This is a genomic window from Kribbella sp. NPDC002412 (genome assembly GCF_053592935.1).
This window is the reverse complement of sequence record NZ_JBSFBL010000028.1, coordinates 1-13,991: the sequence shown is the minus strand read 5'-3', so window position 1 is coordinate 13,991 and position 13,991 is coordinate 1. Positions and strand designations below refer to the sequence as shown.

The window sequence follows — 13,991 nt, the reverse complement described above, 5'->3', positions numbered from 1 at the left end:
GTCACATGGGGCAGACCATGTCCAGCGTGGGCCCACGTGTGGTGGCCCATCGCGGCGCGAGTGACACCAGTCCGGAGCACACGCTGGCGGCGTACCGCCGGGCGGTCGAGGCGGGGGCGGACGGGCTCGAGTGTGACGTCCGGCTAACCTCCGACGGTCACCTGGTCTGCGTTCACGACCGCCGGATCGAGCGCACCTCCAACGGCCGTGGCGTGCTGTCCACGATGAGCCTGGAGGAGCTCGAGGCCTTCGACTGGGGTTCCTGGAAGAACCCGTGGGCCGATCTCGACGACGAGGCCGAGCTGCCGAGTCCGGACATGCGGAAGGTGCTCACGCTCGACGAGCTGCTGTCCACGGTCCGCGACGCCGGCCGCCCGCTCGAGCTGGCGATCGAGACCAAGCACCCGACCCGGTACGCCGGCCTGGTCGAGCGCCGCCTGATCGAGGCCCTCGACCGGTACGGCTGGGCGCACCCCAAGGTCGGCACCGAGTCGCCGGCCCGGGTGATGAGCTTCTCCTGGCTGTCGCTGCGCCGCCTGCGCACGATGGCGCCCGGCCTGCGCACCGTGCTGCTGATGGACCGCGTGCCCCTCCGCTTCCGCGACGGCTCGCTGCCCACAGGCGTCTCCTACGCCGGCCCGAGCCTGGAGATCGTCAGCGCGCACCCGGAGTACGTCGACCGCGCCCAGAAGCACGGCCACCAGGTCCACGTCTGGACCGTCAACGACGACGCCGATGTCCGCCACTGCCGGGACATCGGCGTCGACGCCATCATCACCGACCGCCCCGAAGCCGCCCTCAGAACCCTCGCCGAACCCCCCACCCCGCCGCTCCCCTCCTACACCTTCCCACCCAAACGCCGCCGCCCCTGACTACTGCGGCTCGACCTGCCCAACCCCACCCCTTCCGTCTTTGCAGCTTCCTCCGGAACCGCCGCCGCCCCTGACTACGACTGCGGCTCGACCTGTGGTGGCTCGTCGGTGAGGTTGGTGGCGCGTGCCCGGGCCAGCAGCGTGTACACCTTGGTGTTCTCCGGAATGGCCCGCATCGCGTCCTGCTCGAGCTCGGCGATCTGCCGCTCGGCGTCGCGGATCGCCCCGGTCTCCTCGAGGTAGGTGAAGATCTCCGGCAGACCCATCGTGGTGAAGTCGGGCAGCGTGCGGCCGACGTCGGGGTTGCGCAGCAGGAACTCGTCGGTGGCGAGCAGGACGCTGAAGATGGTCGGCCGGTTCAGCTGGATCTCGGACATCTCGCCGCGCACCTCACCGCTGAGGAACCGGACCTCCTCCAGTCCCCGGCGCAGGTTCGCCTCGGTCACGTCGTTCGTGATCATGGCCGCGTAGTCGAGGCTCTGGATCGCCACCCGGAGCTGGTGGAGCTGATCGCCGTACTCGGCCGGGGCGATCAACCGGAGCAGGTCGGTGGTCAGCTGCCCCGACGACCCCTTGCGCAGCGCGATCGACCGGTACGTCGACTCCGGGATCGTCTGCTTGACCCACTGCAGTTCTTCCAGCATCGCGGCGTTGATCTGCCGCCCGTACTCGGCGATCACCCCGGCGGCGGGAATCTCGGGGCGGACGGTGGCCGGCGAGTCGATGTTGGTCGCACACAGGACCGCGGTGTGCTGCAACAGGTTGGCGATCTGTACGGCGGACGCGTCGTCGAACACCCGCCGTACCGAAGGAAGACCCCAGCGCTGGTCGTGCTGGTCCGCGACGTCGTCGAGGATCACCCGGCCCAGGTACAGCAGCTCGAGGCTGGCGGATGCCCAGACCACCGACTCCGTCGGGATGTCCCAGTCCTGGCTGAAGGCGTAGAGCAGCTGCGAGGGACGGAATCGCGCGCTGTAGCGCAGCCGCTGCTTGAGCTGGCTGCCGACGGTCTCACTCAGCTCGTGGTCGAGCAGGCGGAACAGCCGCGGCACCACGCTGTCCTCGTAGAAGTCCCACTGCGCGTCCCGCAGCTCGACGATCGGCGGCGTGTCGTCCTCGTCGCCCTGGAACTTCCACCATGCCTCAACCATTGCGCCTCCACCGCGGCTGGCCTTCGTACCGGACCGAACCGGCGACCAGCTGCTCGTTCGGACCTTCCTGACCGGTCAGCTCGTCGGGCGTGCGAAGGCACAACGTCACCATCACCCGGGCCCGGTCGGGCGACCCGACCCCGGCGGAGTGGAAGGTCATCCCGTCCATCACCAGCACGTCGCCCGGACTCATCGGAACCTTGACGGCCTGGCCGGCGAGCTCGCTCTCCGGCGCCTCGTCCAGCCAGTAACCGCCGCCGTTGCTCGGTCCGGACGTCGGCCACAGATGCGATCCCGGAATCAGAGACGGCCACGCCCGCGGATCATCGGGCGCGCAGTCGAGCATCAGGAGCAGCGTGATCGGGCTGCGGCTCCAGTGCAGAAGGTCGCGATGCATGCGCGTGCCTCGCGACCCTCCGCCGTGGTCGATCACGGCATGGTTGTGCCGGTTGGTCACCAGGACCCAGCTCGGCCCCAGGAGTTCCGTCACGAGACCGCGCAGGCCGTCCTCCTCGAGTACGGCGGCGATCACCTCGCCGGCCGGATCCTCCAGCCTGACGGACTCGTCGGCCGCGACGGGACCGGCGGCAGTCGCCAAGGCCTGCGTCAGGTCGCGGCACCGCTCACGGCCAACCGCGGCCGGTCGTCGGTAGTAGCCCTGGGTCCGGAGATGATGCTGGGCGGAGTGCACCGAGGTCCTTTCGGAGTCAGGCAGGCAGCTGCCAGCAGGCTGTGGCGCAGCCAGTCGTCGGACTGGAGCTCCCGCAACCGGTCGATCGTTCCGTAGTCGAAGACCGGCCACGGGCTGTCGGCGATCGTTCCGTGCAGGAGTCGTTGCTCGACGGCTTGCGGCAGGATCTCCCGCTCCAGGCTCTCCCCGCTGCTGTACGGCCAGCTGAGCCAGCTGTTCCGGTGCAGAAGGTACACGCCGGTCGACGAGGCATGCCGCAGCGAGCTCGCCGGAGCCCGGCCGATCGTCTCGCCCCAGTGCGTGACGTCGCCGGAGTGTGCGTCGACACCGATCAGACCCGAGTTCTGCACGCTGCTGGGCACCAGCAACTGGTGAACGGGCGCGACGAGGTCGACCGACTGGTACCAGGAGCTCAGGTCGACCGGCACGATGGTGTCGGCGTTCGCGCACAGCACCCAACGCGTACGGGCGGCCTCGACCGCCATCCGCAGCGCCTGGCCCGTCCCGGCGAACTCGTCCTCGACCACCCGCACCGACTTGTCGAACCGGGGATACAGCAGCCGGAACGCCGCGGCTGCCGGCGCGTCACAGATCACCAGCACCTTGGCGCCGTGGTCGAGGAACTGGTCGGCGAGCATGATCATCACTGGTGGGACGTCGGACAGCGGCACCAGGCTCTTGGGCAGCGAATGCTCGTCGCGCCGCAACCGCTTGTTGTAGCCACCGGCGAGCAGGACGAGGGTCACGTCCCCACGGCTCAACCTCATCTGCTCCTCGACCCCGATCGGGCTGATGTCAGCGGAACGCTGACCGGCTGGCTGAGCTCCGCCCACTGGAGAGTGACCGTGAGTCCCGCTGGGATCTCGTCCATCTCCGCGCACGCTTCCTCAGGCACATGAATCAACAGAACCGGCTGGTCCACGCTGCTGATCTTGACACTGCTGACTTGGACGCGCAGGTCCGCATCGCCGTTGCTGACATCTTCCTGCTCATCGGGTGCGCCGATCAACCAGCTTCGGTCCAACGCCCGGCCCTTCCAGGCAAGTCGTACGACGGGTTCCAGCAGGTGCACCTCACTTTCGTTGCGCACGGCTACTGTCAGGAGCCAGCCCGGCTGGGAGGAGTTACGGGCCCAGGCGGACAGCCGCCCGACCGGTTGCACGAGGTCGAGGTTCTGCGCCCGCCGGCGCTCGGCCGCCAGGCCGATGATGCGGAGCTGGTAGGCGAGCACCAGCGTGCTCAACGCGGTGAAGAGCGCGCCCGCCCACTCCGACGCCGGACCCGATCTGTCGAGGTTGACCGACGTACTGCTGAACAGGCCGTAGCCGGCGATCAGGAAGACGACGAACGCCAGCGTGGCGGCGACGCCGAGCACGCCGTAGAACCACGCCTTGCTGGTCAGCACCCCGAACCACGCGGTCCGCCGGGCGTCACCACCGTTCACCGGCCGGGCCGGAACTCGACGCGGCACTCGACGTGGCACTCGACGCTCCTCGGAACAGAAAGGGGGCACTCCTCCTGCGGTCTACATCCGGCGCACAGCCTGTCACGTTACGAGACCGTTCCGACAGGCTTTTCGCGAGGAAGGGCGCCTTGCCTCCGGTTGCGGTATGTGACACTCGCTGCTTGTTTTGCGGTCGCGGTGTCATGCATGGCCTGTGGGGTGGGTCACTCGGGGTGAGAAGTGGGGTGGTGCGCCTGGGTAGCGGGATGAATGCGGGGTGTTATTGCAACGTTCAATTCCGTCGATTTCGTCTCGGTTTCTTGGCTAAACGTGTGATCTTCCGCGGCGGTTTGTAACGGAATACCCGTTGGTGTTTTCCCGGGCTGGAACGTGGGCAGATGTGCATATGGCTGTTCCGATGATGAGGAGACCCTGCTTGTCCTCTGCGACCTTGCCTGCCGACGTGAGCGTCATGGACGTCGTACTGCCGCATGAAGTGTCCGCGGTAGCGGATGCCCGTCGCCGTCTGGCCGCCTACCTCAAGCGCCTCCGGGTCGCCGAAACCGCGCGTGACGACGCGCAACTCGTCCTGTCCGAACTCCTCTCGAACGCGATCCGCTACGCACCGCCGCTGCCGGCCGGTGAGGTCCGTGCCGCCTGGTGGATCGACAAGGCCGGTATCCACGTCGAGGTGACCGACGGCTGCGGTGACACCGAGCCGCAGCGGATCAGCGACGCCCACCCGGAGTCGATCGGCGGCCGCGGCCTGGCGATCGTCGACGTCCTCACCTCCAGCTGGGGCGTCCGCACCACCACGAGCCACCGCACCGTGCACGCCGTCATCCCGAGCTGACCCCGCTTCCCTACGGCGTGACTCTGGTCCTCGACCTGCTGCCGCTCCGGTGCGTCGGCAGGCGCAGGTCGGCGGGTTGGCTGTCGGGGGTGCGGGGCTGCAAGACTGCGGGGTATGGGAAAGAAGTCGCGGCAGCGCGCGAAGAACACCACGACCGTCACGCTGGATCCGGCCGACCTGGTCGATGTCGGGCCGCGGGAGCCCTGCCCGTGCGGGTCGGGGAAGCGGTTCAAGCAGTGCCACGGCCGGGAGCGGGCGCAGGCGGCGGACACGTTCGTGGTGCGGCCGTTCGAGGGCCTGCCGGCCGAGTGTGACCTGATCGCTTTCCGGGAGATCGTCCCGGCCGGTACGGCGGAGGTCGTGCTGACCGGCGAGCATGCGGGCAAGGTGGTCAACCTGGTCACCCTGCTGCCGATGGCGATGCCGGGCCTGGTGCGCGACGACGACTCGATCTGGATCGGCCTGCAGACGCACGCGTCGTCCGGCGACCCGAGCCGCGACCTCGGGCACGCGATCACCGCGGCGCTGACGACCGTGCCGGGCAACCCGATCCAACTGGGCGACCTGCTGAAGGACGGCCCGCGGTTGCAGGACCTGATCGACACCTCGAAGCCGATCGAGGTGAAGGTGCACGAGGGCTTCGACTTCTGGGTCGGCGAGAACGTCGAGGACCCGACCGGCGAGGTCGCGGCCGGCCTGGAGCGGGCGAACGCCGCCGCGGCCCCGACCGTCCGTCTCGAGTCGGTGGAGGCGGCGTACTGGACGCAGATCGGCGACCGCCGCTACCTCCGCTGGGTGATGCCGCACAGCGAGGACACCCTGCTCGACGCCCTCGCCCGCCTGCACGCCGCCGGCGCGTCCGCCCTGACCGAGGGCAGCCGCCTGATCGGCTCCTTCCGCGCCCTCGGCGTACTCGCCCCGGTCTGGGAGCTCCCCGCCGACACCGAAGCCGCCGACGTCGAGAAGCCCGCCGCCGACTTCGCCGCAGCCCTCGAGAAGGCCCTGGCCACCGACACCCCACTGACCACCGAACAACGAGCCGCCCGAGCCGGCCTCTCCAGCCGCCAACTAACCATCCGCTAACCCCCGCACGGCGCCGGCAGCTGCCCGGGCGTACCGGGAGTTGCCCGGGCGTACCGGGAGATGGCCCGGCGGCGGACACCTGCCGGGCCGGCGACGGAGCAAGGAAGCAAAACAGCACCCCGGTCGCGTAGTGCGCGATCGGGGTGCTGGTTTGTGTCGTGGGCCTTTAGGGGCGGTGGGCAACGGTTGTGGTCTAGGCCGATGGCGGGCCTGTGGGGACGGGAGGCGGGGGCGCCTGCTACCGGGGTGGAGAAACGTGGACGGCCCAAGTCCTGCTGACGGGGGAGCAACAGGGCCTGGGCCTAGGCATGAAGAGTACTCAGATTGGTCTTCCGCCACAAGCCCCGATTTCACTCCGCGTGTCGTTGGGCTTACCGGGTCAGTCCAGTTACCGTCCGGCCACCCTCAGACCGCCGCGAGTGGGGCACGCAGAACCGGGCACGACATGCACCGCGGACCACCCCGACCGGAGCCCAGCTCCGAGCCGGAGATGCGGATGACATCGATCCCAGACTCCTCCAGCCGCGCGTTCGTCTCGACCGTCCGCTCGTACGCGATACACACCCGCGGCGCGAGCGCGAGCGTGTTGTTCCCGTCGTCCCACTGCTCGCGTTCGGCAGTGACGGGGTCTAGACCGGTGTCGATCCGCCGGAGCGTGTCGATGCCGAGCGCCTTGGCCGCCGCGACCAGGAACGGCTCGGGCTCCGCGACGTGCAACTCATCCCCGTCCGAGGTGACCGCGTGCGCGCGCATCGCCTCCGCCATGTTGGGATACATCAGCACGGCGTCGACGTCGACCATCGTGCAGACGGTGTCGAGATGCATGGTCGCGCGCTGCTGAGCAATCGGTACGGCGAGCACCGTGTGCGCCAGCCCCTTCTCGAACACCCGCCGCGCCAACCGCTCCACCCCCGCCGGTGTGGTTCGCTCGCCAACGCCAACGGCCAGCACGCCCGGACCGAGCGCCAGGACGTCCCCGCCCTCGACGTGCTCGAGGTGGTGGTCGTAGACCTTGTCCGCGCCCGCGAACCGTGGATGGAAGCGGTAGATCAGCTCGGTCAGCTGGGTCTCGCGGACCCGGGCCGGCATCGCGAGCGAGGTGACCGCGACCGAGTCCCGGATCCACACACTCGAGTCCCGGGTGAACAGCAGGTTGGGCAGCGGGTCGATGAGGAAGTCCTCGTGCTCCAGCAGCGACGTCACCAGACCGCCTGCGCGCACCTCGTCGTTCCGGACGCCGGCCATCAGCGCCTCGGCCAGTTGCGCCGGATCGAGGTCGCTCAAGGCCCTGCGGAGGTAGTCGCGCAGGGTGTCGCCGAGCCGGAGGTCCTCGGTCGTGCCGGTGACCGCGAGCGAGCGCGCCTCAGGGTCGCTCAGCGCCTCCGTGAGCAGCTCGCCGAGGTACAGCACCTCGACGTCGCGGTCACGCAGCGCCTGGGCGAACGCGTCGTGCTCATCCTGCGCCCGGCCGACCCAGGGGATGCCGTCGAAGAGCAGCTTGTCGTTGTTCCGCGGGGTGAGCCGGCGGAGCTCGTTGCCCGGCCGGTGCAGCATCACTGTCCGCAGCGGCCCGACCTCACTGTCGACGCCGTACGCCTTGCCGACTTCCTGGGTCTCGGTCATCCGCCTGTCCCTTCTCCGGTCGTCCCAACCACGCTACGGCAGCCGCGTCCTCCGCGCCGGATGCCGCTCCAATCTGTCTGATTGTCCGACAATATGCTCGGATGGCCAAACTCCGGCCGGCCCGGCTGCGGACTCTCGGCAGAGAAGATGCCCTGATCGGCGCTGGGGCTCCCGGGTTTTCCACAGGTCGTACGAAAGAACGAGATATCCACAGTCGCCCGGAACTGACGAGGTCGATCGGCTGCGGAGGAACTAGGCTGCGGTGCTGTGTCCGGTCATGACCTGCCTTCCGAGCCCTTCGAGCGAGCCGTCGCCTGTGTGATCCCGGCGAAGGACGAAGCGGAGCGGATCGCGGCCACGGTGGACGCGGTGCACAAGATCATCGGGGTGGACCTGGTCGTGGTCGTCGACGACGGCTCCGCGGACGGTACGGCGGAGGCCGCTGAGCGCGCCGGCGCGGTGGTGGTCCGGCACGAGCGGAACCGGGGGAAGGCGGCGGCGATGGAGACCGGAGCGGCGGCGGTCGCGGAGCGGGACGGCGCGCGAGCGCGGCACCTGCTGTTCCTCGACGCCGACCTGACCGACTCCGCCACCGCGGCCGCGCCGCTGATCGAGCCGGTGCAGACCGGCAAGGCGGACATGACGATCGGCACCCTGCCGGCGCAGCTGCGGGCGGACGGTTCCAAGGCCGGTGGTCACGGGTTCGTCGTCAAGCTCGCGCGGGCCGGGATCGAGGAGGCGACCGGCTGGGCGCCGGAGCAGCCGCTGTCCGGTCAGCGCTGCCTGACCCGGGTCGCCTTCGACGCCGCCGTACCGCTCGCCGCGGGCTTCGGTGTGGAGACCGCGCTGAGCATCGACCTCGGCCGCAAGGGCTTCCGGATCCTCGAGGTGCCGATCGACGTCAGGCACCGCGCGACCGGCACGGACCTGCGCGGCCAGCTGCACCGCGGCCGGCAGTTCCTGCACGTCCGCCGTGCCCTCGCCGCGCGCAGCGCCCTGCCGGAGACCGGAGGTCCGTCGCTGCGCAGTCTGATCCCGCGGAAGCCTGCCCGATGAGCACCGGCACCACTGACGTCAGCGCCGACCCCCGACTGGCCGATCGGTACGGTCGCCGCGCGGTCGCCCTCTACCTGGCCTGTACGGCGCTCATCGTGGCCGTCGGCCTCCTCGGACCGTCGGTGGTCGTGCTGACGCTGACCAACCGGCACTCGTGGCTGCCGTCGTACTGGTTCGACTCCAAGCCGAACGACTGGCTCGTCACGATGATGATCTACGTCGCCATCGTGCTCGGTGGGTACGGCGTCTACCTCGCGACCAAGGCGCTCAAGCACGGCTGGGCGCCGCGGATCGACCGCTTGGTTGCCCTAGGCATCGGTACGACGCTGGCCATCACGCTGGTCCCGCCGATGGCGTCCGGCGACGTGCTGATCTACGCGGCGTACGGCCGGATCATGTCGCTCGGCGGGGACCCGTACACGATGTCCCCGGCGGACACGATCCGGCTCGGCTACGACTCGGTGATCTCGGCGACCGAGCGGCCGTGGCAAGGCGCGAAGAGCGTCTACGGCCCGATCGCGACCTGGGTGCAGTGGCTCTCGTCGCTGATCGGCGGCGACTCGGCGCAGCTGACGGTCTGGATGCTGCAGCTGTCCGTCGCGATCAGCCTGATCGTCACCGGGCTGGTGCTGCTGAAGCTGGTGGGGAACAACCTGCCGAACCGTCGGCGGGTGGCGATGCTCGGGTTGGCCAACCCGTTGATCCTGTGGACGGTCCTGGCCGGTGCGCACAACGACGCGATCGCCGTGATGTTCGCGGTGATCGCGCTGTGGCTGTTCCGGCGGCACGTGTTCTGGGCGGGCATCCTGATCGGCATCGCGGGCTGCACCAAGCTCTCGATCGGCCTGGTCGGCGTAGCCATGCTCTGGGCGCTGCACCACGACCGGCGGAAGGCCGCGATCTTCTGCGGCGGCGGTGCGCTGGCGATGGGCGGCCTGTACGCGGTCGTCGGTCTGCAGGCGTTCCAGCAGGCCCGGTCGCAGACGTCGTTCATCTCGACCGGCACGCCGCACAAGGTGCTGCTGAGCTTCTTCACGTTGTTCCTGCCGAACGGGTTGGTGCGGACCGTTCTGGCGATCCTCGCGTGGGCCGGTCTGATCGTGGTCGCGATCCTGCTGTCCCAGGTGTTCCCGAAGTCGCTGGTGCCGCAGACGCACCCGGACGACCCGACCCCGGCCGCGATCCGGTACACCGCGATCTACGCGATCGCCTGGATCCTGACCGCGATGTACTCGCTGCCCTGGTACGACCTGATCGCCTGGGTCGCGCTGGCAGCGGTCGCGGCGTCGAAGGTGGACGCGCTGATGGTCGTCCGCACCACCATGCTCGCGATCGCCTACGTCCCCGGCCGAGATCCGAACGCGCGCCAGGTGGCGGCCAGCCTGTCCGACTCGCTGGAGTGGTTCAGCGCCCGCCTGCGCGACACGATCTGCCCGGCGATCGAGTTGGCGGTGCTGATCGCCCTCATCGTCTGGGCCCGTCGCGGCGGCGCCCAGTGGTGGCCGTACGACTGGCCGCGCCGCAGGCAGAAAGCCGTGCCGGAGAAGGCCGAAGCGCACTAGTCTCACCGGATGCAGAAACTGGTGGGGGCCGGCGCCTTCGTGCGCAGCGAGCCGAACGACTACGTGGAACACCTGCGGAACGAGTCGATGACCGTGGGGACCTACTCGATTCCGGCCGGTGGTGTGGACGACCAGCTGCCACATCGCGAGGACGAGATCTACGTCGTCACGACCGGCCGGGCGACGTTGGTGACGCCCGGGAAGAACACGCCGGTCGAGCCGGGCGACGTGCTGTTCGTCCCGGCCGGGGAGGAGCATCGGTTCACCGACATCACCGAGGACCTGGCGCTACTGGTGTTCTTCGCTCCTCCCTACACCGGTCGGGGATAGCGCGGGCTCAGCGCCAGAGCGGTTCCGCGGCGGCGACGGCTCGGGCGAGGACGGCCTTGACCGGTTGCTTGAGCTCCGCCGCGGCTGCCACCACGTCGTCGTACTCGGGCTGCACGTTGACGACCTGGCCGTCGTACCGGGCGATCTTCACGCTGATCGGCTGGCCGTCGACCTCGACCGTGGTGAACTCGCGGTCGGCGGCGTGCTTGCTGATCGGGAACTCGCGCAGGCCGATCGCCGTGGTCTCGGTGAGGATCACCCGGCGGACCGCGTCGGCGTTCGTGCTGCCGACCAGGACCGAGAGGGTGTGGGCCGGGCGGCCCTTCTTCATCAGGATCGGGGTCAGCCAGGCGTCGGCCGCGCCGGCCTCGAGCAGGCGAGCGAGCGTCTGCGGCCACAGGCGCGGGTCGAGATCGTCGACGTTGGTCTCGTAGACGAGCTCGGTGGCCGGGCGGTCGGTGGTCTCGCCGATGACGACGCGGACGACGTTCGGCACCTCGACCGGGTCGCGGCCACCGGCGCCGACGCCGGTCCGGGTGATCCGCATCGGCGGGATCATCCCGAACTCGTCGGCCAGCGTGGTGAGCAGCGCGGCCCCGGTCGGCGTGGTCATCTCGTACGGCGCGGTGCCGCCGACGACCGGTGCGCCGGCCTCGGACAGCAGATGCAGTACGGCGGGACCGGGCACCGGGATGCCGCCGTGCTGTCCGCGCACCTGCCGCCCGCCACCGAGCGCGATCGTCGACACCACCACCCGCTCCAACCCGAGCGACACCGAGGCCGCCGCAACCCCCACGATGTCCGCGATCGCGTCCAGCGCACCCACTTCATGAAAGTGCACCGCGTCCGGCTCAACCCCGTGCGCCGCCCCCTCAGCTCGAGCCAACCGAGCAAAGGTGTCCAACGCCCTGGTCCGAACCGCCTCAGGCAGCTCAGCCCCCTCAAGCAACTCCCGCACATCCGCCCAGGCCCGAGTCGGCCCATGCCCGTGCCCATGTCCATGCCCATGCCCAGCAGATTCATGGTCCGCAGACTCATGCCCGTGCCCGTGACCATGCCCGGCTTGCGTGATGGTTTCCGGGTGTGGTGTGCCCTCGACTCTGACCGTGGCCTTGGTGGCGGCGATCTGGTGGCGGGCGGTTGGCTCGACGGTGACCGACAGCGACGGGTCTACGGCGGCGACGGCCGTGTTCACGAAGGTCACGTCGGCGCCGGCGTCCAGGAGGGCGCCTAGGAGCATGTCGCCGGAGGCGCCGGCGGCGCAGTCGATCCAGGCGATCCTCACGGGTTCTCCTTGGTCTCGCGCGGCGCCGAGCGTCGCGCCACGCGGGCCGCGAAGACGCCGGCCCCGAAGCCGTTGTCGATGTTCACCACGGTCACACCGGGCGCGCACGAGTTGAGCATTCCGAGCAACGCCGCGACCCCGCCGAACGAAGCGCCGTACCCGACCGACGTCGGTACGGCGACCAGCGGCACACCGACGAGTCCGCCGATGACGCTCGGCAGCGCACCCTCCATGCCCGCGACCACGATCAAGCAGTCCGCGGCGTCCAGCCGCTCCCGGACCCCCATCACCCGGTGCAGCCCCGCCACGCCCACGTCGTTGATCACGTCCACCTCGGCCCCGAAGACCCGAGCGGTAGTCGCGGCCTCCGCGGCGACCGGCGCGTCCGACGTCCCGGCCGCCACCACGGCGACCGTCCCGCGCAGGACGGGCGGCTCACCAAGCACCGCCGTACGGCCGACCGGATCGATCACGGCGGTCGGCAGAGCGGCGGCAACGGCCTCCTGCGCCTCCACGGTCAGGCGGGTGGCCAGTACGGCGTGCGTCGGATGGGTGGCGTGCAGCGTGCGCAGCAGTTCCACCACCTGGACGGGTGTCTTGCCGGCGCCGTAGACCACCTCGGCATCGCCGGTGCGCTCCAGCCGGTCGGTGTCGAGCCGCGCGTATCCGAGGTCGTGGACGCCCGGCTGTGGACCTGGATCAGGCAAATGTGTCACGTCGTGAATCTACGTTGCTGCTGACACCACCTCGTCGTGTGGTCCACCCAGCATCACCCTGTGACCACTCTCCGCAATCGCCTGAATACTCAAGTATGACGAGGAATGCTTTAGGCTTCCTGCGTGTCTTCGTCGTTGGCCGGTGCGTTCGGGATCGCCGCTTTGTTCGTGGCGGTCCTCGCCCTGGTGTTCGCCATTCAGGCGTTGCGGGCTCAGGCCGCGGCAGCCAAAACGGCCAAGCTGCCCGCGACCCCAACCCCCGAACCCGAGCAGCAACCCCAGCAGCCCGAAGCCAAGCCGGGCACGGTCCGGTCCGAGCTCCGGAAGCTGGGCAAGGACATCGAGGTGACCCGCGGGGAGCTGCGCGAGACGCTGCAGCACCTGGCAGTGGTCCGGTACGACGCTTTCGGTGACACCGGCGGCAAGCTGTCGTGGTCGATGGCGCTGCTGGACGACAACGGCGACGGGGTCGTGCTGACGTCCATCAACAGCCGCACGGACGCCCGCACGTACGCCAAGGAGGTCAAGGCGTTCACCAGCGAGGCGAAGCTGTCCCCCGAAGAGGACGAGGCGATCGAGACCCTCCGCAAGGAAGCCGGCCCGACCGTCGAAGGCTGAGCCGCCCAGGCCCCCGCGTCACCGGCGCTTCGGCACCCGCGTGACCAGCGCGCCGGCCTCGATCTCGGCGGTCAGTGAGCGCCCGGGCCCGATCGGGTCGCCGTCGAGCTGCCGCTGGACGTCGACCGCCGCGGTGATCTCCACCTTCCGCCCAGTGAACCGCTCCAGGTACATGTCGGTCCGGTTCGTCCGGGTCATCAGCCGCCAGACGACGATCGGCCACTGGGTCACCCGCCGCGGCGCGATCACCACCACGTCGAGCAGCCCGTCGTCCGGCCGCGCGTCCGGCAGCAGCGGGATGTTCGCCTGCAGCATGCCGACGTTGCCGACCACGACGGTCCGCACCCGGCGCTCCAGCACCAGGTCCTCGTCGAGCTCGATCCGGACCCGGACCGACGGGTGGTTGATGTTCTTCGCCGCCGACACCAGGTACGCCGTCCAGCCGATCTGCCGCTTCAGGTGCGGCGGCGCGTCGGAGATGATCGCCGCGTCCAGCCCGAGGCCGGCCATCACCGCGAAACGGTCGGTGTCCAGCTCGTCACCGTGCACCTTGACCAGGTCGATCCGCCGGTCCCGGCCTTCCAGGATCCGCTCCAGCGCGTCGTCCAGGTCGAGCGGGATGTGCAGGTTCCGGGCCAGCAGGTTGCCGGTGCCGCCGCAGGCGGCAGCGCCGGCCGGGACCGAGATGCCGTTGAACGCGGCCTCGA

General features: G+C 69.7%; 15 protein-coding genes. 7 read left to right on the top strand and 8 right to left on the bottom strand.

What is annotated here, in order from left to right; genetic code table 11:
• Positions 1–5: 5 nt before the first annotated feature.
• A complete protein-coding gene (locus tag ACWCOV_RS22435) occupies positions 6–872 on the top strand; it encodes a glycerophosphodiester phosphodiesterase (RefSeq protein WP_449831232.1) in 867 nt (288 codons plus the stop codon).
• A 74-nt stretch (positions 873–946) separates the two neighbouring features.
• On the opposite strand, the gene ACWCOV_RS22430 is transcribed toward ACWCOV_RS22435, so the two are convergent.
• The 4 genes from ACWCOV_RS22430 to ACWCOV_RS22415 are packed head-to-tail and all read right to left on the bottom strand — an operon-like array spanning position 947 to position 4,197.
• Positions 947–2,023 (bottom strand): polyprenyl synthetase family protein, encoded by a 1,077-nt coding sequence (locus ACWCOV_RS22430; RefSeq protein ID WP_449831231.1) that lies wholly within the window; start codon positions 2,021–2,023, stop codon positions 947–949.
• On the bottom strand, positions 2,016–2,621 hold the full coding sequence (locus ACWCOV_RS22425; protein WP_449831230.1) for a phytanoyl-CoA dioxygenase family protein: 606 nt from the start codon (positions 2,619–2,621) through the stop codon (positions 2,016–2,018). Before ACWCOV_RS22425 ends, ACWCOV_RS22430 begins: the two co-directional genes overlap by 8 nt.
• 8 nt (positions 2,622–2,629) lie before the next feature.
• Positions 2,630–3,481, bottom strand: a complete 852-nt coding sequence (locus ACWCOV_RS22420) for a nucleotidyltransferase family protein (protein WP_449831229.1) — start codon at positions 3,479–3,481, stop codon at positions 2,630–2,632.
• Positions 3,478–4,197 (bottom strand): hypothetical protein, encoded by a 720-nt coding sequence (locus ACWCOV_RS22415; RefSeq protein ID WP_449831228.1) that lies wholly within the window; start codon positions 4,195–4,197, stop codon positions 3,478–3,480. Before ACWCOV_RS22415 ends, ACWCOV_RS22420 begins: the two co-directional genes overlap by 4 nt.
• A gap of 397 nt (positions 4,198–4,594) precedes the next feature.
• Here ACWCOV_RS22415 and ACWCOV_RS22410 point away from each other — a divergent pair, with 397 nt between their 5' ends.
• Together ACWCOV_RS22410 and ACWCOV_RS22405 are read left to right on the top strand one after the other, a co-directional pair.
• Positions 4,595–5,011: an ATP-binding protein gene (locus tag ACWCOV_RS22410; protein ID WP_449831227.1), complete on the top strand. Its 417-nt coding sequence runs from the start codon at positions 4,595–4,597 to the stop codon at positions 5,009–5,011.
• 114 nt (positions 5,012–5,125) lie between these two features.
• Positions 5,126–6,094: a DUF5926 family protein gene (locus ACWCOV_RS22405; RefSeq protein ID WP_449831226.1), complete on the top strand. Its 969-nt coding sequence runs from the start codon at positions 5,126–5,128 to the stop codon at positions 6,092–6,094.
• Between the two features lie 405 nt (positions 6,095–6,499).
• Here ACWCOV_RS22405 and ACWCOV_RS22400 read toward each other — a convergent pair whose 3' ends face one another.
• Positions 6,500–7,717, bottom strand: a complete 1,218-nt coding sequence (locus tag ACWCOV_RS22400) for an arginine deiminase (protein WP_449831225.1) — start codon at positions 7,715–7,717, stop codon at positions 6,500–6,502.
• A gap of 267 nt (positions 7,718–7,984) precedes the next feature.
• Between ACWCOV_RS22400 and ACWCOV_RS22395 the strand changes: the two genes are divergently transcribed.
• Genes ACWCOV_RS22395 through ACWCOV_RS22385 form a run of 3 tightly spaced genes read left to right on the top strand, consistent with a single transcriptional unit; the run spans position 7,985 to position 10,665 of the window.
• Positions 7,985–8,773 (top strand): glycosyltransferase family 2 protein, encoded by a 789-nt coding sequence (locus tag ACWCOV_RS22395; RefSeq protein WP_449831224.1) that lies wholly within the window; start codon positions 7,985–7,987, stop codon positions 8,771–8,773.
• On the top strand, positions 8,770–10,335 hold the full coding sequence (locus ACWCOV_RS22390; protein ID WP_449831223.1) for a DUF2029 domain-containing protein: 1,566 nt from the start codon (positions 8,770–8,772) through the stop codon (positions 10,333–10,335). Before ACWCOV_RS22395 ends, ACWCOV_RS22390 begins: the two co-directional genes overlap by 4 nt.
• Before the next feature lie 9 nt (positions 10,336–10,344).
• Positions 10,345–10,665 carry a cupin domain-containing protein gene (locus ACWCOV_RS22385; RefSeq protein WP_449831222.1) on the top strand — a complete coding sequence of 107 codons (321 nt, stop codon included), beginning with the start codon at positions 10,345–10,347 and terminating at the stop codon, positions 10,663–10,665.
• 7 nt (positions 10,666–10,672) lie between these two features.
• Here ACWCOV_RS22385 and larC read toward each other — a convergent pair whose 3' ends face one another.
• Together larC and larB are read right to left on the bottom strand one after the other, a co-directional pair.
• Positions 10,673–11,950 carry a nickel pincer cofactor biosynthesis protein LarC gene (gene larC / locus ACWCOV_RS22380; protein WP_449831221.1) on the bottom strand — a complete coding sequence of 426 codons (1,278 nt, stop codon included), beginning with the start codon at positions 11,948–11,950 and terminating at the stop codon, positions 10,673–10,675.
• On the bottom strand, positions 11,947–12,666 hold the full coding sequence (larB, locus tag ACWCOV_RS22375) for a nickel pincer cofactor biosynthesis protein LarB (protein WP_449831220.1): 720 nt from the start codon (positions 12,664–12,666) through the stop codon (positions 11,947–11,949). The genes larC and larB overlap by 4 nt, the downstream gene beginning before the upstream one ends.
• A gap of 123 nt (positions 12,667–12,789) precedes the next feature.
• On the opposite strand from larB, the gene ACWCOV_RS22370 reads away from it, so the two are divergent.
• Complete coding sequence (locus tag ACWCOV_RS22370) at positions 12,790–13,284, top strand: DUF4446 family protein (RefSeq protein ID WP_449831219.1); 495 nt, start codon at positions 12,790–12,792, stop codon at positions 13,282–13,284.
• An 18-nt stretch (positions 13,285–13,302) separates the two neighbouring features.
• Here the strand turns inward: ACWCOV_RS22370 and ACWCOV_RS22365 are convergent.
• On the bottom strand, positions 13,303–13,991 hold a 689-nt coding region (locus ACWCOV_RS22365; RefSeq protein WP_449831218.1), incomplete at its 5' end, for a diacylglycerol/lipid kinase family protein.

What these genes read in the sequence shown, in the direction of transcription:
- ACWCOV_RS22400 (WP_449831225.1), bottom strand. Translation starts at nt 7,717, where the DNA reads ATGACCGAGACCCAGGAAGTCGGCAAGGCGTACGGCGTCGACAGTGAG.
- ACWCOV_RS22385 (WP_449831222.1), top strand. Translation starts at nt 10,345, where the DNA reads ATGCAGAAACTGGTGGGGGCCGGCGCCTTCGTGCGCAGCGAGCCGAAC.
- ACWCOV_RS22420 (WP_449831229.1), bottom strand. Translation starts at nt 3,481, where the DNA reads ATGAGGTTGAGCCGTGGGGACGTGACCCTCGTCCTGCTCGCCGGTGGC.
- ACWCOV_RS22390 (WP_449831223.1), top strand. Translation starts at nt 8,770, where the DNA reads ATGAGCACCGGCACCACTGACGTCAGCGCCGACCCCCGACTGGCCGAT.
- ACWCOV_RS22405 (WP_449831226.1), top strand. Translation starts at nt 5,126, where the DNA reads ATGGGAAAGAAGTCGCGGCAGCGCGCGAAGAACACCACGACCGTCACG.
- ACWCOV_RS22435 (WP_449831232.1), top strand. Translation starts at nt 6, where the DNA reads ATGGGGCAGACCATGTCCAGCGTGGGCCCACGTGTGGTGGCCCATCGC.
- ACWCOV_RS22430 (WP_449831231.1), bottom strand. Translation starts at nt 2,023, where the DNA reads ATGGTTGAGGCATGGTGGAAGTTCCAGGGCGACGAGGACGACACGCCG.